Source organism: Sphingobium sp. AP49 (genome assembly GCF_000281715.2).
Taxonomy (GTDB): Bacteria; Pseudomonadota; Alphaproteobacteria; order Sphingomonadales; family Sphingomonadaceae; genus Sphingobium.
On record NZ_CP124576.1, the window covers coordinates 1,464,225 to 1,486,288 of the forward strand.

The following is a 22,064-nucleotide window of genomic DNA, read 5'->3' on the forward strand; positions in this document are numbered from 1 at the left end:
GAAAATGCGGAAAACAAAAGAAAAATAGAGCGTGATCCGATTCGGTATGAACGGATTGCGCTCTAGGCGCCAGGCCTGAACGCAACGGTGGCCAGCATCTCCAATATGAGCGGGGGGGTATCACGCACAGCGGCGGCGCGCGGGCCGAACAACAGCCCCACCGTCCGCCGCTCGCCAAAGTCGCGCAGCGTTGCCCGGGCCATGCCGGGCCAGCCATGGCCGTCCGGCATCACCGTGACGCCCAGGCCCGCCGCCACCATCTGCATCACCCGCTCGTCGTTGGTCGAGCGATAGGCAAAATGCGGGCGGATGCCGCGATCGACGAAATAGCGGCTGGTCGCCGACAGCGCCTCGCAATGGCGGCGCACGATCATCGTCTCGCCGGCCAGTTCCTCCGCCGCGATCGTCTCGCGCCCGGCGAGGCGATGATCGGCGGGCAGGGCCAGGCCATAGCCTTCCTCGGCCAGAATCCGGGCGGCATAGCGTTCCTCCGCCCCCGGCCGCACCAACGTCAGCGCCACGTCGATCCGCTCGGCATCCAGGCGCCCCAGCAATTCGCGCTCCGATCCCGGAATGAACTCCACCCGGCCGCGCGCCTCGGCCGGGCAGGCGGCGACCGCTGCCGCCACCGGCGCACCGGCGATGCTGGTCAGCAGGCCGATGCGCAGCGTCTGTATCTCAGCTGCCTGCGCGCCGGCCTGTTCGGCCAGGTTGAACTCGCGCTCGATCCGCCGGGCGTGGCTCAGCAGGCGACTGCCCGCCTCGGTCAGTTCCACGCGTTGGTTGCTGCGCAGGAACAAAGGCGCGCCGACCGCCTGTTCCAGCTTGGCGATGCCGACCGACAGGGTCGGCTGCGACACCAGGCAATGTGCCGCCGCACGGGAGAAATTGCCCTGGTCCACGACCGCCAGGAAATAGCGCAGCAGATAGCGTTCGATCATAGATGGAAACTATACATTCCTGCCCGTGGTTTCAATTTTTCCCTTGCCGCGTTCAGGGCTAGGATACGGCGCAGGAGAGATGCCAATGAGTGATTTCGATTTCGCCCTGGGTGAGCATGCGGACATGATCCGCGAAAGCACCGCCCGTTTCGCCGCCGATCATATCGCCCCGCTGGCGGCAGAGATCGACGCCAAGGACTGGTTTCCCCGCGACCTGTGGCCCGCCATGGGCGCGCTTGGCCTGCACGGCATCACCGTGGATGAGGCGGATGGCGGCCTGGGCCTGGGTTATCTGGAGCATGTGGTGGCGCAGGAGGAAGTGGCGCGGGCCTCCGCCTCCATAGGTCTCAGCTATGGCGCGCATTCCAATCTCTGCGTCAACCAGATCCGCCGCTGGGGCAATGACGCGCAGAAGGCGCGCTATCTGCCCAAGCTGATTTCCGGCGAGCATGTCGGCAGCCTTGCCATGTCGGAGGCTGGCGCCGGGTCCGATGTCGTGTCGATGAAGCTGAAGGCCGAGAAGAAGGGCGATCGCTACGTCCTCAACGGCACGAAGTTCTGGATCACCAATGCGACCGAGGCCGACACGCTGGTCGTCTATGCCAAGACCGGCGAGGGCTCCAAGGGCATCACCACCTTCCTGATCGAGAAGGGCTATAAAGGCTTTTCGATCGGCCAGAAGATCGACAAGGTCGGCATGCGCGGCAGCCCGACCGCCGAACTGGTGTTCGACGATTGCGAAGTGCCCGAAGAGAATATCATGGGGCCGCTCAACGGCGGCGCGGGCGTGCTGATGTCGGGCCTCGACTATGAGCGCACCGTGCTTGCCGGCATCCAGCTCGGCATCATGCAGGCCTGCCTCGACACGGTGCTGCCCTATGTCCGCGAGCGCAGGCAGTTCGGCAAGCCGATCGGCGCGTTCCAGCTGATGCAGGCCAAGGTCGCCGACATGTATGTCGCGCTCAACAGTGCGCGCGCCTATGTCTATGCCGTGGCGCGCGCCTGCGACGCGGGCAAGGCCACACGCTTCGACGCGGCCGGCGCCATCCTGCTCGCCAGCGAAAATGCGATGAAGGTCGCGCTGGAAGCGGTGCAGGCGCTGGGCGGCGCGGGTTACACGAAGGACTGGCCGGTCGAGCGTTATATGCGCGACGCCAAATTGCTCGACATTGGTGCCGGCACCAACGAGATCCGCCGGATGCTGATCGGCCGCGAACTGATCGGCGCGTGATTCAGCTCCGCCCGACGAACAGGAAGCCGACCGCCGCCATGATGCAGGCAAAGGCGGCCGCGTGGCGCCAATGGAGCGGCTCGCCCAACACCGTCACCATGAAGATGCCGAAGATCACGAGGGCGATGGCTTCCTGCGCGATCTTGAGTTGTCCGGCGGACCAGCCATGGGCAAAGCCGATGCGGTTGGCGGGCACCGCCAGGCAATATTCGACGAAGGCGATCGCCCAGCTGATCAGGATGACCAGCATCAGCGGTTTGTTCATGCCGCCCTTGAGGTGCCAGTACCAGGCGGTGGTCATGAACAGGTTGGAGAGGATGAGGAGAATGATGGTGGGCATATCTGCTCTGTGGCACGCGGACGCCGGGAAGGCGAGGGCATGAGCGCACCGGTTCTGGACAGCAAGCTGTCACCCGATGGCGAAGGCTTTCGCGCCAATGCCGCGCATAATCGCGCGCTGGCGGAGGAATTGCGCGCCAAGGTTGCCGACGCGGCCTTGGGCGGATCGCCGGCGGCGCGGGACAAGCACACCGGACGCGGCAAGCTGCTCCCCCGCGACCGCGTCGAGCGGTTGCTCGATCCCGGCTCGCCCTTCCTGGAGATCGGCCAGCTCGCCGCCACTGGCCAATATGGCGACGAGGTGCCCGGCGCCGGCATGATTGCCGGCATCGGCCGGGTGTCGGGGCGCCAGGTGATGATCGCCTGCAATGACGCCACGGTGAAGGGCGGCACTTACTATCCCGTCACGGTGAAGAAGCATCTGCGCGCGCAGGAAATCGCGCTCGAAAACCGGCTGCCGTGCGTCTATCTGGTCGACAGTGGCGGCGCCAACCTGTCCAACCAGGCGGAGGTTTTCCCCGATCGCGACCATTTCGGCCGCATCTTCTACAATCAGGCGAACCTGTCGGCGCGCGGCATTCCGCAGATCGCCTGCGTCATGGGCAGTTGCACCGCCGGCGGCGCCTATGTTCCGGCGATGTCGGACGAGACGGTGATCGTCCGCAACCAGGGCACCATCTTTCTCGCCGGCCCGCCGCTGGTGCAGGCGGCGACCGGTGAGGTCATCAGCTCGGAGGATCTGGGCGGCGGCGACCTGCATGGCCGCAAGTCGGGCGTGGTCGATCATGTCGCGGACAGTGACGAGCATGCGCTGTCGATCGTGCGCGACATCGTCTCGACCCTGCAGCCCGACCGCCAGAGCGACCTCAACCTGCGCGACCCGCGCCCGCCGAAGTGCGATCCGGCCGATCTCTATGGCATCATCCCCCAGGATGTGCGCGCGCCCTATGATGTGCGCGAAGTGATTGCGCGGATCGTCGACGGCAGCGAATTTCACGAGTTCAAGCCGCTCTACGGCACCACGCTGGTCTGCGGCTTTGCCCATATCTGGGGCATGCCGGTGGCGATCCTGGCGAACAACGGCGTGCTGTTCAGCGAAAGCGCGCAGAAGGGCGCCCATTTCATCGAGCTGGCCTGCCAGCGGCGCATTCCCCTGCTGTTCCTCCAGAATATCTCCGGCTTCATGGTCGGCGGCAAATATGAGGCGGAGGGGATCGCCAAGCATGGCGCCAAGCTGGTGACGGCGGTGGCCACGGCACAGGTGCCCAAGGTGACCGTGCTGATCGGCGGCAGCTTCGGCGCGGGCAATTACGGCATGTGTGGCCGCGCCTATCAGCCGCGCTTCCTCTTCACCTGGCCCAATAGCCGGATCAGCGTGATGGGTGGCGAGCAGGCGGCGAGCGTGCTGGCGACCGTCCACCGCGACGCCGCCAAATGGACGCCGGAACAGGCCGAAGCCTTCAAGGCGCCGGTGCGCCAGAAATATGAGGATGAAGGCAATCCCTATTTCGCAACCTCGCGCCTGTGGGACGACGGCGTGATCGACCCGGCCCAGACCCGCGACGTGCTCGGGTTGGCCTTCGCCGCCGCGCTCAATGCGCCAGTCGACGATCGCGCGCAGTTCGGCGTGTTCCGGATGTGATCGGGGTGGCGGAAAGGATGCTCCCTTCATTCCTCGCCGAGTTCGCCTCGGGGAGGGGGACCGCCTCTCGCTCCCTCCGTCATGCTGAACTTGTTTCAGCATCCATCGGGGGGCAAGGCTGGAAGCCCGATGGCGGGCGCAAGGTCCGCCCAACACGGATTGTCGCTCTCGATCAGGTTGATCTTCCATTGCCGGTGCCAGCGCTTGAGTTGCTTCTCGCGCAGGATGGCGGCCTCCATGCTGCCGAACATCTCGAACCGGACGAGGCGATGGACAGCATGGCGGCTAGTGAAACCGGCAATGCTATCGGTGCGATGCTGGTAAAGTCTGCCGACAAGGTCGGACGTTACGCCGATGTAGAGCGTGCCATAGGGCTTGCTGCTCAAAATATAGACGCAAGGCTGTCTTTCCATCGCAATGCCCAGCCTGCGGCGAAATGGATGCTGAAACAAGTTCAGCATGACGAATTGGGAGACTGTGGTGCTTGAATCCCTCCTCATCGCCAATCGTGGCGAAATTGCCTGTCGGGTGATCCGCACCGCGCGACGGCTGGGTATCCGCACGATCGCGGTCTATTCCGATGCCGATGCCGACGCGCTGCATGTGCGCGAGGCGGACGAGGCGGTGCATATCGGCCCGTCGCCGGTACGCGAATCCTATCTGGTCGGCGACCGCATTATCGCGACAGCGAAAGCGACAGGGGCACAGGCGATTCACCCCGGCTATGGCTTCCTGTCGGAAAATGCCGAGTTCGCGCAGGCGGTGATCGACGCGGGCCTGATCTGGGTCGGTCCCAACCCGTCCTCCATCACTGCCATGGGCCTGAAGGACGCGGCCAAGAAACTGATGCAGGATGCCGGCGTCCCCACCACGCCCGGCTATCTGGGCGAAGACCAGTCGCCCGAGCGGCTGGCGGCGGAGGCCGAGGCGATCGGCTATCCTGTCCTTATCAAGGCGGTCGCCGGCGGCGGCGGCAAGGGCATGCGCAAGGTCGATGCCGCCGCTGACTTCGCTGACGCCTTATTGTCCTGCCGGCGCGAGGCGGCGTCCAGCTTCGGCAACGACCAGGTGCTGCTGGAAAAATGGATCACCAACCCGCGCCATGTCGAGGTGCAGGTGTTCGGCGACCGCCACGGTAATGTCGTCCACCTGTTCGAGCGCGACTGTTCGCTCCAGCGTCGCCACCAGAAGGTGATCGAGGAAGCGCCCGCGCCGGGCATGGATGAAGCGACCCGCGCGGCCGTGTGCCAGGCGGCGGTCAATGCGGCCAAGGCGGTCGACTATGTCGGCGCCGGCACGATCGAGTTCATTGCCGATGGCTCGGATGGGCTGCGTGCCGACCGCATCTGGTTCATGGAGATGAACACCCGGCTTCAGGTCGAACATCCCGTGACCGAGGAGATTACCGGCCAGGATCTGGTCGAATGGCAGTTGCGGGTCGCGTCGGGCGAACCGCTGCCCCGGACGCAGGATCAACTGTCGATCAATGGCTGGGCGATGGAAGCGCGCCTCTATGCCGAGGATCCGGTCAAGGGCTTCCTGCCCTCGATCGGCACGCTCGACACGTTCGAACTGGGCAGCGGCGCGCGCATCGACACCGGCGTCGAGGAAGGGGCGGCCATTTCGCCCTATTATGATCCAATGATCGCCAAGGTCATCGCCCATGGCGACACGCGCGACGCGGCGCGGCTGCGGCTGGCGGCGGCGCTTGATGATACGGTGATCTGGCCGCTGCGCACCAATGCGGGCTTTCTGGTCAAGGCGCTGGAGAATGCGGATTTCGCGGCGGCCCGGCTCGACACCGGCCTGATCGCGCGTGAGGGCGATGCGCTGTTGCCGCCGGCCGATCCGTCCGACGCGGCACTGGCCGATGCGGCCGGGGCGCTGACGCCGGGCGGGGCGCTGGCGGGCTTCCGCCTCAATGCGCCGGTCCGGGCGGAGGCGAATTTCCTGCTGAACGGCCATCCCCATGCCGTGCGCTATGATCCGCGTCTGGGCGACGCCCGGCCGCTGGAAGATGTGCTGATTGCCGAGGGCGGGCAGGTCTGGGAAATGACGCCCTGGCGTGTTGCCGGTGGCGCTGGCGGTGCCGCATCCGACGGCGCGATCCTGTCGCCCATGCCCGGCCGCATCATTGCCGTGGCGGTGACGGCGGGGCAGGCGGTGATCAAGGGGCAGAAGCTGCTGACGCTGGAGGCGATGAAGATGGAGCATAGCCTGGTTGCGCCGTTCGACGGCGTGGTCGCAGACCTGAACGCGGCCGAGGGCGGGCAGGTGAGCGAGGGCGTGCTGCTGGCCCGGATAGATCAGGCCGAGGGCTGAGCCGATCCGGCTTCATGGAATGATAATTGCACTATTGTGCATATTTATATAAAGGGCGACATATGGCGGGCAGGCATTTTGACGAATGGCAGGTGGGCGACCGGATCGCGCATGAACTGCGCCGCACGGTGACCGAGACCGACAATCTGCTGTTCACGACGATGACCCATAATCCCCAGCCGCTGCATCTGGATGCCGAGGCGGCCAAGGCGTCGGAATTCGGCCAGATCCTGGTCAACGGCACTTTCAGCTTCGCGCTGATGATCGGCCTGTCGGTGGGAGATACCACCATGGGCACGCTGGTCGCGAACCTGGGCTATGACAAGCTCGTCATGCCCAAGCCGGTGTTCATCGGCGATACGCTGCGCTGCGAGACCGAGGTCACAGACCTCAAGGAAAGCCGCTCGCGTCCCGAGGCCGGCATCGTCACCTTCACCCATCGCCTGCTCAACCAGCGGGACGAGATTGTCTGCCAGTGCCTGCGCATGGCGTTGCTCAAGAAGAGGTCTGCATGAAACTCCGCTCGCTGCTCTTTGTCCCGGGCGATCGCCCCGAACGGTTCGACAAGGCAGCGGCGAGCGGCGCGGATGCGATCATCCTCGACCTGGAGGATTCGGTTGCACCCGAGCGCAAGGGCTATGCCCGTGATGCGATCGCTGCATGGCTTGCGGGCGCGCGCAATTGCACCGCCTTCGTCCGGGTCAATCCGCTGGAGGGCGGGCAGACCGCCGACGATCTGGCCGTCATCCTGCCGGCCGCGCCCGATGGCATCATGCTGCCCAAGGCGGAAGGAGCGGCCAGCATCCTGACGCTGGAGGAACTGGCCGGACATGGGCGTCTGCCGCCAATCCTGCCCATCGCCACGGAAACGCCGGCCGCCCTGTTCGAGCTGGGCAGCTATCGCAGCGTTCGTGATCGGCTTGCCGGCCTGACCTGGGGCGCGGAGGATCTGCCCGCCTCGATCGGCGCCACCAGCGCCCGCGAAGCCGATGGCCGCTATACCGCGCCGATCGAGATGGCGCGCAGCCTGACTCTGTTCGCGGCCCATGCCGCCGGCGTCGCGGCGATCGATACGGTCTTTCCCCGGATCGACGCGATGGACGATCTGGCTGCCTATGTCGGCCGGGCGCGGCGCGACGGCTTTACCGGCATGATGGCGATCCACCCGGTTCAGGTGGCGGCGATCAATGCCGGCTTCACCCCGACTTCGGCGGAGGTCGATCATGCCCGCGCCGTGGTCGATGCCTTTGCCGCCAATCCGGGTGCCGGCGTGCTGAAGCTCGACGGCAAGATGATCGATCGCCCGCATCTGGTGCAGGCGCAGCGGGTGCTGGCGGCAATATGAAAAAGGCCCGGCACGCGGCCGGGCCTTTCATTCCACCGTCCCGATTTAGCGGTAACGGCTCTTTTCATAGTTGGTCGACCCGGCGCCATAGGTGCCGCGCGTCTGGTCGCGATCGCCGAACAGCGCCTGCTGCTCGCGCTCGGTGCGCCAGGCGTGCTGTGCTTCATCGCCGGTCTTTTCCAGTGTCACCTTGGTCGCATCGACCGACTTGATCCAGGACGAGGGGATGGAGTGGTGGACACCGCCCGCATCGCTGTCGCTCTTGGTCAGGATGATGCGATCGCCGCGCAGCTTGTCGACCGTGCCGACATGCTCGCCATCGCTGCCGACCACTTCCATATGCTCGCGCACCTGCATGGCAGCCTGACGCTGCTCGCCGCGACGGGTGCGCCATGTGCCGAACTCGCTGTTGAAGCGGTCGCGATTTTCGCGCTGATATTCGGCATAATCGCGGTCCAGCTCGTCGATCCGCTGCTGGCGCCAGCTATGGTAGTTGCTGTCATGGTGGGCGCCATAATCCTGCTGCGGGCCAAAGGCGTAGTTGCGATAGCCATGATCTTCGCTGCCATAGCCGCTGCGCTCGCCGGTATAGGGCTTGAAGCCGCGGCCGGGCAGATAGTTGCTGCCCGAGGCCGAGGCATAGCCTAGCCGGCTCGACTGGTCGCGCGGGTCGCCATAGGGGCGATTATAATATTCGTCATATTCGCGGCGACGTTCGGCCTCGTCATCGCCGAACCAGCTGCGAATCTCGTCGCCGGCCCGATCAAAGAAACCGCGTTCATCCGGGTCATAGTCGGCCGGGTAGGGGCGAGCGCCTGGCCCGCTGAACTGGCCGCGCATGCCATAACGATAGGCGCGCTCGTCGCGCGTCGCCCGATAGCGATCGCTCCCGCGATCCCAGTCGGAGGAATAGCGATCATCACCACCATAGCGGCGTCCGCCTTGATAACCCATTGTCCTTCTCCTTGTCCTTTTGCAGGGTCTCTGTTCCGGCGGTGCTCTTTCAACACCGTCGCAGCACCAATGAGTGGCCAGAGGCATCGTTCCGGGCGTTACGCAGGGGAAACGTCGCTGCTTTCCAACGTCCCATCGGGCATCGGATTGCCCCTTTTCCGTGGGGTTGATCGAGATCAGGCGTGCCCACGCAATTGTGGATAAAAGACCGTTGCAAGCCACGAATCCCTCGCCTATAGGCGAACCACCCTGGGGCCTTAGCTCAGCTGGGAGAGCGCGTCGTTCGCAATGACGAGGTCAGCGGTTCGATCCCGCTAGGCTCCACCAACCCCCTTCATCGGGGGTTGTCCAGGGACTTTACCGTTGCCGCCAATGCGGCCTAGAGCGGTTTCATGACAATATTGGATGATGGCAGCCGCGCCGCGGCCACTGCGGTAATCGTGCGCGATGTCGCCGATGGCCCGCCCGAACTGCTGATGATGGAGCGGGCCGCGACCATGGCCTTTGCCGCCGGCGCGCTGGTTTTTCCCGGTGGCGGCGTCGATGCGCGCGACCTTGCGTTGGCGGAACGGGTCGCGGGGGACCTGCCGCGGGACGAGGCGGCGGCACGGATCGCTGCGATCCGCGAGACGATCGAGGAAAGCGGATTGGGGATCGCGCTGTCCGGCCAGATTGAGGCCGATGCACTGATCGCAATCCGGGCCGGATTGCTGACCGGCGACGCCCTTGGCGACCTGTTGGCGGAGCATGGCATCGATCTGGCGCTGGACGAACTGGAACCCTTTGCGCGCTGGCACCCGTCGCCGCGCGAAAAGGCGATCCGGGTCTATGATACGCGCTTCTACCTCGCCCGCGCGCCCGACGGGCAGGTGGCGCAAGTCGACGCGACCGAGAATGTCCGTCTGTTCTGGAGCAGCGCGGCGGCGACGCTGGCGCGCTGTGATGCGGGCGAGGGGCACATCATCTTTCCTACCCGGCGCAATCTGGAGCGGCTGGCCCAGTTCGCCAGCCATGCCGAACTGGTCGCCCATGCGCGTGGCATTCCGGTGGAAAAGGTGCGCCCCTGGTTCGAGGACCGCGATGGCGAGCCGCATCTGTGCATCCCAGGCCATCTGGGCTATCCCGTCACTTCGGAACCAATGCGGCAGGTCCGGCGTGGTTAGGGGATGCGCCGCCTCCATCTGACCCTTCGTGCCCTTGTCATCTTCGCTGTCATCCTTGGCCTGCTCTGGACCGGCTATGCGCTGCTGCGCCAGCGGCCGCAGGACCTGCCCTGGACCAAGCTCGACCTTGCCCAGCCGGTGGGCCTCTTCACCGGCCGCAAGCTTGCCGCGCTGACCGGTGACCGGGCGCAATGTCTGGCACTGCTCGAACAGGCCGGGGTCGCTTACACGCCAATGCAGCGGGGCGGGGGCGAGGGGCAGTGCGGCTACGCCGACGCGGTCCGGCTGAAGGGGGAAAGGGGCGCGATCGGATTGTCACCGGCCGGGGTGGCACCGTCCTGCCCGGTGGCCGCAGCCTTGCGTGTCTGGGAATGGCAGGTGGTACAGCCCGCCGCCCAGCGCCTGTTCGGCCAGCCTGTGCGCAGTATCACGCATTTCGGCTCCTATAGCTGCCGCCGCATGTACGGCCGCAGCCAAGGGGACTTCAGCGAACATGCGACCGCCGATGCGATCGACATTTCCGGTTTCACCCTAGCCGACGGCCGGCGGATCAGCGTGATCGGCGACTGGAAAGGGCAGGGGAAGGACGCCGCCTTCCTGCATGCAGTGCGCGACGGTGCCTGTGGCCTGTTCTCGACCGTGCTCTCGCCCGACTATAATGCCGCCCATCGCGATCATTTCCACCTCGACCAGGCGGAACGGGGCGCGACCGGATGGCGCGCCTGCCGTTAGGCGGGCATCTTACTGGCCGTAGCCCGCTTCCCGCGCCAGGCTGACTGCCTCGCGCGCGGCGGCGAGCAGGGCGCCGCTCTTCGCCTCGCATTCGCGCTGCTCATATTCGGCGGTCGAATCGGCGACAATGCCGGCGCCGGCCTGAACATGCATCACGCCATCCTTCAGCACGGCGGTGCGCAGCACGATGCAACTGTCCATATTGCCGTCCGGTCCGAAATAGCCGACGCCGCCGGCATAGGCACCGCGCGTTTCCGGCTCCAGCTCGGCGATGATCTCGCAGGCGCGGACCTTGGGGGCGCCGGATACGGTGCCCGCAGGGAAGCCGGCGAACAGCGCGTCGATCGCATCCTTCTCGGGGGCGAGCTGGCCGACCACGTTCGACACGATGTGCATCACATGGCTATAGAATTCGACCGTATAGCTGTCGGTGACCGTGACGCTGCCGGCGGTCGCCACGCGGCCGACATCGTTGCGGCCGAGGTCCAGCAGCATCAGATGCTCGGCCCGTTCCTTGGGATCGGCCAGCAGGCTTTCGCGATTGGCCGCATCTTCGACCGCATTCCTGCCGCGCGGGCGGGTGCCGGCGATCGGGCGGATCGTCACTTCGCCGTCACGGGCGCGGACCAGGATTTCCGGGCTCGACCCGATCAGCGCGAAGCCGGGCAGGTCGAGATAATAGAGGAAGGGCGACGGGTTGATCCGGCGCAGCGCGCGATAAAGCGCGATCGGCGGCAGGGTGAAGGGGCTGGTGAAGCGCTGCGCCAGCACCACCTGAAAGATGTCGCCGGCGACGATATAGTCCTTGGCGCGATCGACCATCTGCGCGTAGCGGCCCGGTGCCAGCACCGGCGTCACCACGACATCTGCGATCTCGGCCGGGGCAGGCACGGCGGGCAGCGGCGCGGCAAGGCGCGCGGCGGTCGCGTCGATCCGTTCCAGCGCCTGCGCAATCGCCCGATCGACGGCTTCCGCATCGCCGGCCTGATCCTTCCACACCGGCGCGACCAGGAATAGCGCGTCGGCCAGCCGGTCGAACACCAGGATGACGGTCGGCCGGACGAACAACATGTCGGGAAGCTGGATCGGATTGGGCGAGGGGCGGGGCAGTTTTTCGACCAGGCCCACCGTCTCATAGCCGAAATAGCCCACCAGGCAGGCGAGCGCCGCCGGCAGAGCGGGGTCCAGGTCGGCGCGGCATTCGCCGACCAGCGCACGCAGCGCCTCCAGCGCCCCTTTTTCCGCAGGCACGAAGGCATCGCGATCGCGCGCCCATTGGCGGTTGATTTCGCCCTTGTCGCCCTCTGCGCGGTAGACCAGGTCGGGCGCGAGGCCGATCAGGCTGTAGCGGCCACGCACCGCGCCGCCCTCGACCGATTCCAGCAGGAAATCGCCCCGGTCCGACTCGAACAGCTTGAGTGCGGCGGAAATGGGGGTGTCGGTGTCGGCGATCTGCCGCCGCCACACCAGACCCGAACGGCCTGCCGCCAAAGCGGCGCGTGCGCCGGATACGCCGTCATTCCCGCCCAGGATCGCCATCTTACTGAGCGCCGTTGTTGGTGGCGCTCAGGGCCTTCTGCGCATCGGCGACGGCGGAGGGCTTTCGGGTTACGCTCATGTCCTTCTCGATCGCCCGCTCGAACTGTTCGCCATATTCCTGGCCGACCACGTCGCTCAGCTGGGTGCGAACCTGGCTCAGCAATTCGGGCTGGCCGGCGGCATCGCCGCGCTGGATGGCGTTGAGCTGGACCACGAACTGGCCGCGATCCTGGCTGATCGGCAGCGTCTTCACACTGTTGACCGCCATCGAGAACAGGATGGCGATTTCCGCCGGCGGGCGCTGTTCGCCGCGCATCAGGTCGGCGCGGCGACCGCCAACGACCTGCGGCGCCGGCAGCTTGACGCCGGCCTGGGCGACCGCGTCGGCCAGCTTCATGCCCTTGGCGACCTTGGCACGAATCTCGTCCGCGACCTTCTTCGCCTTCTCATTGCCCTGGTTAAGCTTGTACTGGACCAGCACCAGCGCCTTGATCTTGGCCAGTGGCGGCGGCGCGGGGGCAACGATGTCGCCCGGTGCGACCAGCGCATAACGCTTGTCGGCGGTGATGGGGACCAGTTGGGCATCGTCATCGGCGCTCATCGCAAAGGCCGGTGCCAGCAACGGCCGCAGGTCGGTCGAAGGCTGATAGGCCTCATCTTCCACCTGCTTGCCGGTCGATACGACCAGGGGCGATGTTTCGAGCTTCAGGCCATTATCCTTGACCACCTCGTCAAAGGTGCCGCCATTGGCGATCTGGTCTTCCACCTTGCCGGTGAAATCGGACAGCAGCTGCTTTTCCTTCTGCGTGCGCAGCGTCGCGACGATCTCGTCACGCACGACGGCCAGCGGACGGGCGGGCGTGGTCGTCACGGCGGTTACGCGCAGCACGAGCCAGCCCAGCGATCCGCGCACCGGTCCCACCAGTTCACCCTGCTTGGCGGCAAAGGCGGCGTCGGCCACCGGCTTGGAGGCGGTGGCGGTCAGCGCCTCGCGGCTCTGATCGGCGAGGGTCGACACGGCCAGGCCTGCGCCCTGGGCGGCGGCGGCCAGCGTCTTGCCGCCCTTCACCTGGTCGACGACCGCCTTGGCAGCCGCCTGGGTCGGCAGGACCAGCTGTTCGACGGACCGGTTTTCCCTGGCGGCATAGGCCGCCTTATTCTGGTTGTAGGCGGCGGCGATTTCCGCGTCTGTCGGTTGTGCGGCCTGGGCAAAGCGCTCGCCGTCGATCACGGCGTAACGGATGCGGCGCTGTTCGGGGATGGTGTAGCGTGCGGCGTTCTTCTTGTAGAAGTCGGCCAGCTGGGCGTCGGTCGGATCCTTGCCGTCGACAAAGGCCATCGCCGGGATTGCGGCAATGCTGCCCTGACGCGCTTCCAGCAGCAGCGAGGCATAGGGCAGGACCAGGCTGTCGGACAGCTTCACGCCCAGGCCCAGCGGCGCCAGCATCTGGCGCTGCAGGATTTCACGGCTGATATCGTCGCGCAGCGCCGCTTCGGTGATGCGTTCGCGTTGCAGCAGCTGACGGAAATTTTCCTGGCTGAAGTTGCCGGCGGCATCCTGGAAGGCGGGAATCTGCGCGATCTGTGCATCGACCAGCCGCTTGCTGATATGGACGCCCTGATCCTTTGAAAACGCGTTGAGGGTCAGCGCTGCGACCAGCTGGTCATAGACCTGCTTGCCGCCGCCCTGGGCGAAGAAGTCGCCGATCTGCAACGTCGGGGTCGACCGACGCGCATTTTCAAAGACGCGCTGGATGCGGTCCTGCAGTTCCGTCGAGGTCAGGCGCGATCCGCCGGCCTTGGCAACGGTATCGCCGCTGCCCAGTGCAGAGCCGAACTTGCCGCTGCTGATGTCGCCCATGATGAAGGCGGCCGCGATGACGCCCAGGAAGAGGATCGCGAAGAGCGCGCCAAATTTGGAGCGAATGAAACTGCGGAAGACAGAAAGCATGTGGGAGTCCGGTTCTGCGGCAATGTGGCGGCCCGCTTTAGGGGCGGAACGAGGCGGCGGCAAGTGCGGCCGTCGCCGCCGGTCTGGACAAATGCGGCACCGCCGTCCATCGGCGTGCTGTCGGGTGGTCGTTCCGTGGAGACGCGGCGCAGTTCGCGGGAATGACGGCCGGACGCGTGCAGCAATAAGATAAGGGGAATTCAACCGATGAGCAGGCGCAAGCTGGTGGTCGGCAACTGGAAGATGAACGGGATGCGCGAGCATCTGGACGAGGTTGAGGCGATCGGCCGCATCGCGGCGGCCCATCCCGACGTGGAAGTGGGCCTGTGCCTGCCCGCGACTCTCATCATGGCAGGTTCGCAACTCAGGGGGGCGGCCTTCATCGGCGCGCAGAACTGTCATATGGACATGAGTGGCGCCTATACCGGGTCGCTGTCGGCCGAGATGCTGGTGGAGGCCGGGGCGACCTGGGTCATCACCGGTCATAGCGAACGGCGCGAGGCGCGTGGCGAGACCAATGCCGATGTCGCCGCCAAGTCGGTCGCGGCGCATGCCGCCGGCATGAAGGTGATCCTGTGTGTCGGCGAGGCGTTGGCGATCCGCGATGCCGGGCAGGCCGACGAGGTCGTGTCGGCGCAGTTGCTCGCATCGCTGCCGGAAGGCGCCACCGCCGACTGGCTGGCGGTCGCCTATGAACCGATCTGGGCGATCGGCACTGGCCGCATTCCGACGATGGAGGCGATCCAGTCGATGCACGCCACGCTGCGCGCCGCGCTTGCCAGCCGCATTGGCCAGGATCAGGCCGATGTGATGCGCATTCTTTATGGTGGCTCGATGAACGGCGACAATGCTGCTGAAATCATGGCGCTCCCCGATGTCGATGGCGGCCTGGTCGGTGGTGCAAGCCTCAGCGCCGCGAAGTTTGAACCGGTGATCGCTGCGGCCGGTTGATTCGCCCGTTGATTCCCATGGCCGATGACCGGAGCGGACGGGCAGTCGTTCGCCCCGGTTCCGTCGTCATCACGCGCTAATGCAGGCTCGCCGGTTGCCCCGGCGGCCCATCATCGCTATGTGCGCGCCAACGCACTCCTTCACTGGACAGAAAAACACCGCAATGTTCACTTTCCTTCTCGTCGTGCAGGCCATTGTCGCTGCCTTGCTGGTCACCGTGATTCTGATGCAGAAATCGGAAGGCGGCGGCCTGGGCGTCGGCGGCAGCCCGGCGGGCTTCATGTCTGCGCGCGGCGCGGCGGATTTCCTGACGCGTTCGACCACGGTGCTGGCCAGCCTCTTCGTCCTGCTGTCGATCGTGATGGCCGTGATCGCATCGGTTCGGCATGCGTCCAGCGACATCGACACCTCGCTGGTCAAGTCGGCGCCCACCACGCAGGCGCCGGTGACGGCGCCCGCGACCGGCAATGCCGATCCGCTGGCCGGTGCAGCCAGTGCCGCTGGCAATGGTTCGGCTGCGAACGGCGCGGTTCCGCTCGCTAACTGACCTTTTCGTCGTTCATCGCCATATTTTTTGCGAGCGTGCGGATTCGCGCGCTTGCTCAACTTGTTTGTATAGGGCTAAGCCTCTTCTCCCATGACGCGGTATATTTTCATCACCGGCGGCGTGGTCTCCTCGCTTGGTAAGGGCCTTATGGCCGCATCCTTGGCAGCGCTGTTGCAGGCGCGGGGCTATCGCGTGCGAATCCGGAAATTCGACCCTTATCTCAACGTCGATCCGGGCACGATGTCGCCCTATCAGCATGGCGAAGTCTATGTGACCGACGACGGCGCTGAGACGGATCTCGATCTTGGCCATTATGAACGCTTTACCGGCGTTTCGGCCCGCCAGTCGGACAATGTCACGCAGGGCCGGGTCTATCAGACCATCATCCAGCGCGAACGGCGCGGCGACTATCTGGGCGCGACCGTCCAGGTGATCCCGCACGTCACCGACGAGATCAAGGCGTTCGCCACCGCGGAGACCGAGGATCTGGATTTCGTGCTGTGCGAAATCGGCGGCACCGTCGGCGACATCGAATCGCTGCCCTTCATGGAAGCGATTCGCCAGCTCCATAATGATCTGGATCGCGGCCAGTCGATCTTCGTCCATGTGACCCTGGTGCCCTATCTCGCGGCAGCCGGCGAACTGAAGACCAAGCCGACCCAGCACAGCGTGCGCGAACTGACTTCGCTCGGCATCCAGCCCGACATCCTGCTGTGCCGCGCCGAGCACCCGCTGCCCGAGAGCGAGCGCAAGAAGATCGCCCTCTTCTGCAATGTCCGTCCCGAAGCGGTCATTCCGGCGCTCGACGCCAAGAGCATCTATGCCGTGCCCGAGCAATATCATGCCGAGGGTCTCGACAACGAAGTGCTGCGCGCCTTCGGTATCACCGATGCGCCCGCGCCGTCGATGGACCGCTGGACCGACATCATGGATCGCCAGCTCAACCCCGAAGGCGAAGTGACGATCGGCGTGGTCGGCAAATATGTCGGCCTGCTCGACGCCTACAAGTCGCTGCACGAAGCGCTGCACCATGGCGGCCTGGCCAACCGGGTGAAGGTCAACATCAAGTGGATCGACGCCGAACTGTTCGAGAAGGGCGACGACCTCGCCGCCAGCCTTGAACCGATGCACGGCATCCTCGTCCCCGGCGGCTTCGGCGTGCGCGGGTCGGAAGGCAAGATCGCCTCGGTCAAGTTCGCGCGCGAACGCGACGTGCCCTTCTTTGGTATCTGTCTCGGCATGCAGATGGCCTGCATCGAAGGCGCGCGGAACACGGCGGGGATCGAAAATGCCTCGACCACCGAGTTTGGCGAAACCAGCGAACCGGTCGTCGGCCTGATCACCGAATGGATGAGCGCGGAAGGCCTGCAAAAGCGCACCGCCGAGACCGATCTGGGCGGCACCATGCGCCTGGGCGCCTATCCGGCCAAGCTTGCCGGGAACAGCGTCGTCGCCGGCGTCTATGGCGCGACCGAGATCAGCGAACGGCACCGCCACCGCTATGAGGTCAATGCCGGCTATCGCGAGCCGCTGGAAAAGGGCGGCCTGATCTTCTCGGGCATGTCGCCGGACGGCACGCTGCCCGAAATCGTCGAGCGGCCCGACCATCCCTGGTTCGTGGGCGTGCAGTTCCACCCGGAACTCAAGTCCAAGCCCTTCGACCCGCACCCGCTCTTCGCCAGCTTCATCGAAGCGGCGGTCAAGCAGAGCCGGCTGGTATAAAAGAACGGGGCCGAAAGGCCCCGTTTCTCGTTTCAGCCTTTGGCCGCGTCGAACAGATTGCGATATTGGCGCGGCTGGCAGCGCAGATATTGCGGCGCTGCCTTCACCGATGCACCCAGATGCGCGGCGGCATGCCAGGGCCAGCGCGGATCGTAGAGGATGGTGCGGGCGATCGCGATCAGATCGGCGTCGCCGGTGCCGATGATCGCCTCCGCCTGCTCGAAATTGGTGATCAGGCCCACGGCGATCACCGGCATGTCGACCGCCTGCTTGACCGCGCGGGCCAGCGGCACCTGATAGCTCGGCCCGACCGGAATATCCTGGCGCGGGTCGAGGCCACCGCTCGACACATGGATGGCGCTGCATCCGCGCGCCTCCAGCGCCTTGGCGAACGTGATCGTCTGTTCGACGTCCCAGCCCGCTTCGACCCAGTCGGTGCCGGACACGCGCATCGTTACCGGCTTGTGCGCCGGCAAGGCGGCGCGCACCGCGTCGAAAATCTCCAGCGGCAGGCGCATCCGGTTTTCCAGGCTGCCGCCATAGTCATCGTCGCGCCGGTTGGAGAGGGGGGAGAGGAACTGGTGCAGCAAATAGCCATGGGCGCCATGGAGCTGGACCGCGTCGATGCCGATCGCATCGGCCCGCTTCGCCGCCGCGACAAAGGCATCGCGCAGCCGATCGATCCCGGCCTTGTCCAGCGCCATCGGCGCATTGGTGCCCGGCGTGAAGGGCAGGGCGGAGGGGGCGACCGTCTGCCAGCCATTTACGGCATCAGGGGCGATCTGCGCACCACCCTTCCACGGTACTTCCGTCGACGCCTTGCGCCCGGCAGGGCCGAGCTGGATCGCGATCGGCATATCGCTGTGGCGGCGCACGCCGTCCAGCACGCGCTGCATCGCCGCCTGGGTCGCATCGTCCCACAGGCCGACATCGGCGTGGCTGATCCGTCCTTCGGGCAGCACGGCGGTCGCCTCGATCGTCAGCAGCGCCGCGCCCGACAGGGCAAGCTGGCCAAGATGGATCAGGTGCCAGTCGGTCATCTGGCCGTCGACGGCAGAATATTGGCACATCGGCGCGATCACGATGCGGTTGTCGAGGGCAAGGCTGCCGACATGAAAGGGCTGGAACAGGGCAGGGGCGCTCATGCAGGTCTCCGGGAGGGGGAAAGGAGTGGGCGCAAGATAGGGGGCGGAACCTCCGGTCGAAAGGGGCGGCGTGCCCGACATAAATTGGCAACGTCATCGTCATCGCTTTGACGCCATTGTGCAACGCCGTTGTCGCGCCCTGGCCCTAGTCGCGGCCCCAATCATAAAGGGGTCTCATCCATGAAAATCATCCTTCCCAGCACGATCAGCCTGTTCGCGCTCGCGATCGCGGGCATCGCCCATGCCGAGGAGCCCGCGCCCGAGGAGGCCGGGGATATCGTCGTCACCGGCCAGCGCGCGCAGCAGCAGCGCGCCATCGATGAAAAGCGTGCGGCGCTCGGCCTGGTCGAGGTGACCGCCTCGGACGAGATGGGGCAGCTCCCCGACAAGAATGTGGCCGAAGCGGTCGAGCGCCTGCCCGGCGTCGGCGTCCAATATGATCAGGGCGAAGGGCGCTATGTCGCGGTGCGCGGCGTGCCCTCCAGCCTCAACGGCTATACGCTCAATGGCTTTGAGATCGGCAATCCCGACGGCAATACCCGCGCTTTGCCGCTCGATATCCTGTCGGGCCAGCTGCTCAACCGGGTCGAGGTGGCGAAGGTCAAGACCGCAGACCTCACCGGCCAGGGCATCGGCGCGACCATCAACCTGGTTACCCAGACCGCGTTCGATTTCGACAAGCCCTTCATCTTCCAGGCCAATGGCCAGGTCGGCTGGCAACAGACCTACAAGGATGATAATCCGATCAAGGGCGACGTCACCGTCGGCGCCCGCTTTGGCGCGGACCAGCAGTTCGGCATATTGCTGGGCGCCAGCTATTCCGACCGCACCTATGGCAGCGACGGCATCTATCCCGACGACTGGGCGCCCGACGATCAGGCCGCACGCGGCGGCGTGCCGATCAACATCAAATATACCGACTATCGGCTGAAGCGCGAACGGATCGGGGCCGCCGGCTCGCTCGACTGGCATGGCGATCGCGTCCAGCTCTATGTCCGCGGCGTCTATTCCAAATTCACCGAGGATGAATATCGCCAGCGCTTCCGCCTCGATTTCTCCGACATCGATTGGGACGCCAATGGTCTGACCGGTGTCGCATCGACCAGCGAGCAGCGTTCGGATCTGCGCACCGAATATAAGGAAAAGTCGGTCCTGTCCTTCATGGCCGGCGGCAAGGCGGACCTGAGCGATGACTGGTCGCTCGATTTCGGCGCGGCGCGCACCCGCAACGAGGTGATCGAGCCCAACCAGCTCTGGCAGTTCCGGGGCAATCCCGGCGCGGTCGCGGTCGATTTCACCGACAAGCTGTTCACCGCCGTTCCCGTCAACGGCTATCTCTCGCCCTCGGGCCTGGGCTTCCGCCAATATACGCAGCAGGACGAATATGGCCTGGAAAAGATCTGGCAGGGCCGGCTCGACCTGACGGGGAAGCTGCCGACGATCGGCCAGAACAGCTTCGTCAAGGTCGGCGCCAATGGCCGCTGGACCGACAAGAGCTTCGATTCCGCCAACGACGTCTATGGTCGCGGCACCACCGCCAATCGCTTCACCCTGGATGGCCTTGCCGGCGACTCCGTCACCGTCAATCTCGGCAATGGTCACACCTATCTGCTGTCGCCCGCGATCGACGAGGATCTGATCAAGGCCTATACCAGCGGCAGGCTGGGCGGTCCGCAGTTCGTGCTGGATCAGGCGACCTCGCTCGCCAACCAGACGCTGGGCGATTTCAGCCTGCAGGAAAATGTCTTTGCCGGTTACGGCATGGCCAATCTCGACTTCGGCACCATTTCGGTCACCGCCGGTCTGCGCGTGGAGCGGACCGAACTCGACATCACCGGCTATCTGCTGGAGGATGATGTGGTGACGCCGACCAGCGGCAAGCGCCATTATACCAACTGGCTGCCCAGCCTGGTGGTGCGCATCACGCCCACTGACGACACCGTGTTCCGCCTGGCCTATTCGCGCAGCGTCGGCCGGCCGCAATATAGCGACCTTTCGCCCGGCGGTGAGGTCAGCGTGGAAGGCGAGGGCGAGATCAGTGTCAGTTCCGGCAACCCCGCGCTCAAGCCCTATGTCGCCGATGCGATCGACATGACCGGCGAATATTATTTCGCGCCCGGCGGCCTGCTGACGTTCGGCGCCTTTGCCAAGTTCATCCAGAACCCGATCTTTACCCAGAACTATACGGTTCTCAATGGCAGCTTCGGCGGCCAGAGCTATGACCGGATCGACTATAGCCAGACCCTCAATGCCGATCGCGGCGACATCATCGGGGTAGAGGCCGCATATCAGCAGCAGTTCAGCTTCCTGCCCGGCCTTCTTTCCGGCTTCGGCGTCAACCTCAACATCGCGCTGATCCAGTCCAGCCTGCGCATGCCCGATCGCGGCACGATCCGCTTCCCCGAACAGTCCAACCTGCTCTGGGGCGCGCAGCTCTTCTACCAGAAGGGGATTGTCGAAGGCTCGATCGCCTATCACCATACCGGTCGTGCGCTGATCGCCGCCGGGGACGAGGCCTTGACCGACAATTATAATGACGATCTGCGCCGGCTCGATGCCAAGATCAGCGTCGACATCACGAAGAATGTGCGCGTCTTTGCCGAGGCACAGAATCTGACCGATGAGCCGACCCGCCAATATCAGGCCGGCAATCGCGACTGGGTGACCCAGAATGAGCGCTATGGCCGCACCTTCTTCGTTGGGGGATCGCTGAAATGGTAAGGCGCGTCCTGATCGGCGCCGGCTTGCTGGCGCTGGCCGGCGCGGCGGGCGCGCAGCAGGCGACGGATGCGCCGTCGCCGCCGCCATCCCCGGTCAGCCTGCGGATCAAGGCGGAGGAGGCGCATCAGGGCGCGGCGTCGGATGGCACCTATGTCTATGCGATCGACAATGACCGGATCGGCAAATATCGCATTGCCGACGGCCGGCGCGTCGCCCAGTGGCAGGGGGAGCGCCGCCTTTATCCGCACATGAACAGCTGCACCGTGGTCGGCACCGAACTGGTCTGCGCCGCATCCAACTATCCTGCCGTGCCGCAGACCAGCGCAGTCGAGATTTTCGACACGAGGACGCTGAAGCATGTCCACAGTATCAGCCTGGGCTTTGGTCCCGGATCGCTGACGGTGATGGATCGCCATGACGGCAAATGGTGGGCGGTCTTCGCCAATTATGAGGGCAAGGGCGGCGAGCCGGGCCGCGACTATCGCTATACCCTGCTGGTGCGGATGGACGATGCTTTCCGGGCGGAGGCAAGCTGGGCCTTCCCGGCCGATGTGCTGGCCCGCTTTGCGCCGAAAAGCTGCTCGGGCCTTAGCTGGGGCGCCGACGGGCTGATCTATGCCACCGGCCATGACCGGCCCGAAGTCTATGCGCTGAAACTGCCCGAGGCGGGATCGGTGCTGGAGCATGTCGGCACGCTCGGCATCGCGACGCCCGGTCAGGCGATCGACTGGGATCCGAAAAGCCCTCGGCGTCTATGGTCGATTGGCCGCGGCGCAGGCGAAATGGTCGCGAGTGAGATGCCGGCGGTCCAATAATCCG

General features: G+C 65.4%; 19 protein-coding genes and 1 tRNA gene. 13 read left to right on the forward strand and 7 right to left on the reverse strand.

Features of this window, described 5'->3' with window-relative positions:
- Positions 1-62: 62 nt before the first annotated feature.
- On the reverse strand, positions 63-941 hold the full coding sequence (locus PMI04_RS07080; protein WP_007704570.1) for a LysR family transcriptional regulator: 879 nt from the start codon (positions 939-941) through the stop codon (positions 63-65).
- Between the two features lie 85 nt (positions 942-1,026).
- On the opposite strand from PMI04_RS07080, the gene PMI04_RS07085 reads away from it, so the two are divergent.
- Complete coding sequence (locus PMI04_RS07085; protein ID WP_007704572.1) at positions 1,027-2,172, forward strand: acyl-CoA dehydrogenase family protein; 1,146 nt, start codon at positions 1,027-1,029, stop codon at positions 2,170-2,172.
- A 1-nt stretch (position 2,173) separates the two neighbouring features.
- Here PMI04_RS07085 and PMI04_RS07090 read toward each other — a convergent pair whose 3' ends face one another.
- Complete coding sequence (locus PMI04_RS07090) at positions 2,174-2,512, reverse strand: DMT family protein (RefSeq protein WP_004211232.1); 339 nt, start codon at positions 2,510-2,512, stop codon at positions 2,174-2,176.
- A 39-nt stretch (positions 2,513-2,551) separates the two neighbouring features.
- Here PMI04_RS07090 and PMI04_RS07095 point away from each other — a divergent pair, with 39 nt between their 5' ends.
- Positions 2,552-4,153 (forward strand): carboxyl transferase domain-containing protein, encoded by a 1,602-nt coding sequence (locus PMI04_RS07095; RefSeq protein WP_007704590.1) that lies wholly within the window; start codon positions 2,552-2,554, stop codon positions 4,151-4,153.
- Positions 4,154-4,248: 95 nt separating this feature from the next.
- Here PMI04_RS07095 and PMI04_RS07100 read toward each other — a convergent pair whose 3' ends face one another.
- Complete coding sequence (locus PMI04_RS07100; protein ID WP_007704593.1) at positions 4,249-4,566, reverse strand: GIY-YIG nuclease family protein; 318 nt, start codon at positions 4,564-4,566, stop codon at positions 4,249-4,251.
- 67 nt (positions 4,567-4,633) lie between these two features.
- Here PMI04_RS07100 and PMI04_RS07105 point away from each other — a divergent pair, with 67 nt between their 5' ends.
- The 3 genes from PMI04_RS07105 (at position 4,634) to PMI04_RS07115 (ending at position 7,820) form a co-directional block, all read left to right on the forward strand.
- On the forward strand, positions 4,634-6,475 hold the full coding sequence (locus tag PMI04_RS07105; protein WP_007704596.1) for an acetyl/propionyl/methylcrotonyl-CoA carboxylase subunit alpha: 1,842 nt from the start codon (positions 4,634-4,636) through the stop codon (positions 6,473-6,475).
- Positions 6,476-6,537: 62 nt separating this feature from the next.
- A complete protein-coding gene (locus PMI04_RS07110; RefSeq protein ID WP_007704598.1) occupies positions 6,538-6,990 on the forward strand; it encodes a MaoC family dehydratase in 453 nt (150 codons plus the stop codon).
- Positions 6,987-7,820, forward strand: a complete 834-nt coding sequence (locus PMI04_RS07115; protein WP_007704601.1) for a CoA ester lyase — start codon at positions 6,987-6,989, stop codon at positions 7,818-7,820. Before PMI04_RS07110 ends, PMI04_RS07115 begins: the two co-directional genes overlap by 4 nt.
- Before the next feature lie 45 nt (positions 7,821-7,865).
- Here the strand turns inward: PMI04_RS07115 and PMI04_RS07120 are convergent, their stop codons facing one another.
- Entirely contained in the window at positions 7,866-8,774 is a 909-nt protein-coding gene (locus tag PMI04_RS07120; RefSeq protein ID WP_007704603.1) for a DUF2171 domain-containing protein, read from the reverse strand.
- A 251-nt stretch (positions 8,775-9,025) separates the two neighbouring features.
- Between PMI04_RS07120 and PMI04_RS07125 the strand changes: the two genes are divergently transcribed.
- The 3 genes from PMI04_RS07125 (at position 9,026) to PMI04_RS07135 (ending at position 10,669) form a co-directional block, all read left to right on the forward strand.
- Positions 9,026-9,101: transfer RNA gene (locus PMI04_RS07125), tRNA-Ala, on the forward strand.
- Positions 9,102-9,166: 65 nt separating this feature from the next.
- Positions 9,167-9,937, forward strand: a complete 771-nt coding sequence (locus PMI04_RS07130; protein WP_007704606.1) for an NUDIX domain-containing protein — start codon at positions 9,167-9,169, stop codon at positions 9,935-9,937.
- 3 nt (positions 9,938-9,940) lie between these two features.
- Positions 9,941-10,669 carry an extensin family protein gene (locus tag PMI04_RS07135; protein WP_007704609.1) on the forward strand — a complete coding sequence of 243 codons (729 nt, stop codon included), beginning with the start codon at positions 9,941-9,943 and terminating at the stop codon, positions 10,667-10,669.
- A 9-nt stretch (positions 10,670-10,678) separates the two neighbouring features.
- On the opposite strand, the gene trpE is transcribed toward PMI04_RS07135, so the two are convergent.
- Both trpE and PMI04_RS07145 read right to left on the reverse strand, forming a co-directional pair.
- Complete coding sequence (gene trpE / locus PMI04_RS07140; RefSeq protein ID WP_007704613.1) at positions 10,679-12,208, reverse strand: anthranilate synthase component I; 1,530 nt, start codon at positions 12,206-12,208, stop codon at positions 10,679-10,681.
- Between the two features lies 1 nt (position 12,209).
- On the reverse strand, positions 12,210-14,159 hold the full coding sequence (locus PMI04_RS07145) for a peptidylprolyl isomerase (protein WP_007704617.1): 1,950 nt from the start codon (positions 14,157-14,159) through the stop codon (positions 12,210-12,212).
- A gap of 207 nt (positions 14,160-14,366) precedes the next feature.
- Between PMI04_RS07145 and tpiA the strand changes: the two genes are divergently transcribed.
- The 3 genes from tpiA (at position 14,367) to PMI04_RS07160 (ending at position 17,379) form a co-directional block, all read left to right on the forward strand.
- Positions 14,367-15,110 (forward strand): triose-phosphate isomerase, encoded by a 744-nt coding sequence (gene tpiA / locus PMI04_RS07150; protein WP_007704620.1) that lies wholly within the window; start codon positions 14,367-14,369, stop codon positions 15,108-15,110.
- A gap of 163 nt (positions 15,111-15,273) precedes the next feature.
- Positions 15,274-15,657, forward strand: coding sequence for a preprotein translocase subunit SecG (gene secG / locus PMI04_RS07155; RefSeq protein ID WP_007704623.1), 384 nt, complete (start codon positions 15,274-15,276; stop codon positions 15,655-15,657).
- 90 nt (positions 15,658-15,747) lie between these two features.
- Positions 15,748-17,379 carry a CTP synthase gene (locus tag PMI04_RS07160; RefSeq protein WP_007704626.1) on the forward strand — a complete coding sequence of 544 codons (1,632 nt, stop codon included), beginning with the start codon at positions 15,748-15,750 and terminating at the stop codon, positions 17,377-17,379.
- A 32-nt stretch (positions 17,380-17,411) separates the two neighbouring features.
- Here PMI04_RS07160 and PMI04_RS07165 read toward each other — a convergent pair whose 3' ends face one another.
- Entirely contained in the window at positions 17,412-18,524 is a 1,113-nt protein-coding gene (locus PMI04_RS07165) for an NADH:flavin oxidoreductase/NADH oxidase (RefSeq protein WP_007704629.1), read from the reverse strand.
- Positions 18,525-18,704: 180 nt separating this feature from the next.
- Here PMI04_RS07165 and PMI04_RS07170 point away from each other — a divergent pair, with 180 nt between their 5' ends.
- Both PMI04_RS07170 and PMI04_RS07175 read left to right on the forward strand, forming a co-directional pair.
- Positions 18,705-21,245, forward strand: coding sequence for a TonB-dependent receptor (locus tag PMI04_RS07170; RefSeq protein WP_007704631.1), 2,541 nt, complete (start codon positions 18,705-18,707; stop codon positions 21,243-21,245).
- Positions 21,239-22,060: a hypothetical protein gene (locus tag PMI04_RS07175; protein WP_007704633.1), complete on the forward strand. Its 822-nt coding sequence runs from the start codon at positions 21,239-21,241 to the stop codon at positions 22,058-22,060. Before PMI04_RS07170 ends, PMI04_RS07175 begins: the two co-directional genes overlap by 7 nt.
- The last annotated feature ends 4 nt before the right edge of the window (positions 22,061-22,064 follow it).

Bases quoted from the DNA above. Each gene is read 5' to 3' on its own strand.
- PMI04_RS07120 (WP_007704603.1), bottom strand. From the start codon at position 8,774: ATGGGTTATCAAGGCGGACGCCGCTATGGTGGTGATGATCGCTATTCC.
- PMI04_RS07095 (WP_007704590.1), top strand. From the start codon at position 2,552: ATGAGCGCACCGGTTCTGGACAGCAAGCTGTCACCCGATGGCGAAGGC.
- PMI04_RS07080 (WP_007704570.1), bottom strand. From the start codon at position 941: ATGATCGAACGCTATCTGCTGCGCTATTTCCTGGCGGTCGTGGACCAG.
- PMI04_RS07130 (WP_007704606.1), top strand. From the start codon at position 9,167: ATGACAATATTGGATGATGGCAGCCGCGCCGCGGCCACTGCGGTAATC.
- secG (WP_007704623.1), top strand. From the start codon at position 15,274: ATGTTCACTTTCCTTCTCGTCGTGCAGGCCATTGTCGCTGCCTTGCTG.
- PMI04_RS07135 (WP_007704609.1), top strand. From the start codon at position 9,941: ATGCGCCGCCTCCATCTGACCCTTCGTGCCCTTGTCATCTTCGCTGTC.
- PMI04_RS07100 (WP_007704593.1), bottom strand. From the start codon at position 4,566: ATGGAAAGACAGCCTTGCGTCTATATTTTGAGCAGCAAGCCCTATGGC.
- PMI04_RS07115 (WP_007704601.1), top strand. From the start codon at position 6,987: ATGAAACTCCGCTCGCTGCTCTTTGTCCCGGGCGATCGCCCCGAACGG.
- PMI04_RS07170 (WP_007704631.1), top strand. From the start codon at position 18,705: ATGAAAATCATCCTTCCCAGCACGATCAGCCTGTTCGCGCTCGCGATC.
- PMI04_RS07175 (WP_007704633.1), top strand. From the start codon at position 21,239: ATGGTAAGGCGCGTCCTGATCGGCGCCGGCTTGCTGGCGCTGGCCGGC.
- PMI04_RS07110 (WP_007704598.1), top strand. From the start codon at position 6,538: ATGGCGGGCAGGCATTTTGACGAATGGCAGGTGGGCGACCGGATCGCG.
- PMI04_RS07145 (WP_007704617.1), bottom strand. From the start codon at position 14,159: ATGCTTTCTGTCTTCCGCAGTTTCATTCGCTCCAAATTTGGCGCGCTC.
- PMI04_RS07090 (WP_004211232.1), bottom strand. From the start codon at position 2,512: ATGCCCACCATCATTCTCCTCATCCTCTCCAACCTGTTCATGACCACC.
- trpE (WP_007704613.1), bottom strand. From the start codon at position 12,208: ATGGCGATCCTGGGCGGGAATGACGGCGTATCCGGCGCACGCGCCGCT.
- PMI04_RS07085 (WP_007704572.1), top strand. From the start codon at position 1,027: ATGAGTGATTTCGATTTCGCCCTGGGTGAGCATGCGGACATGATCCGC.
- PMI04_RS07165 (WP_007704629.1), bottom strand. From the start codon at position 18,524: ATGAGCGCCCCTGCCCTGTTCCAGCCCTTTCATGTCGGCAGCCTTGCC.
- tpiA (WP_007704620.1), top strand. From the start codon at position 14,367: ATGAGCAGGCGCAAGCTGGTGGTCGGCAACTGGAAGATGAACGGGATG.
- PMI04_RS07160 (WP_007704626.1), top strand. From the start codon at position 15,748: ATGACGCGGTATATTTTCATCACCGGCGGCGTGGTCTCCTCGCTTGGT.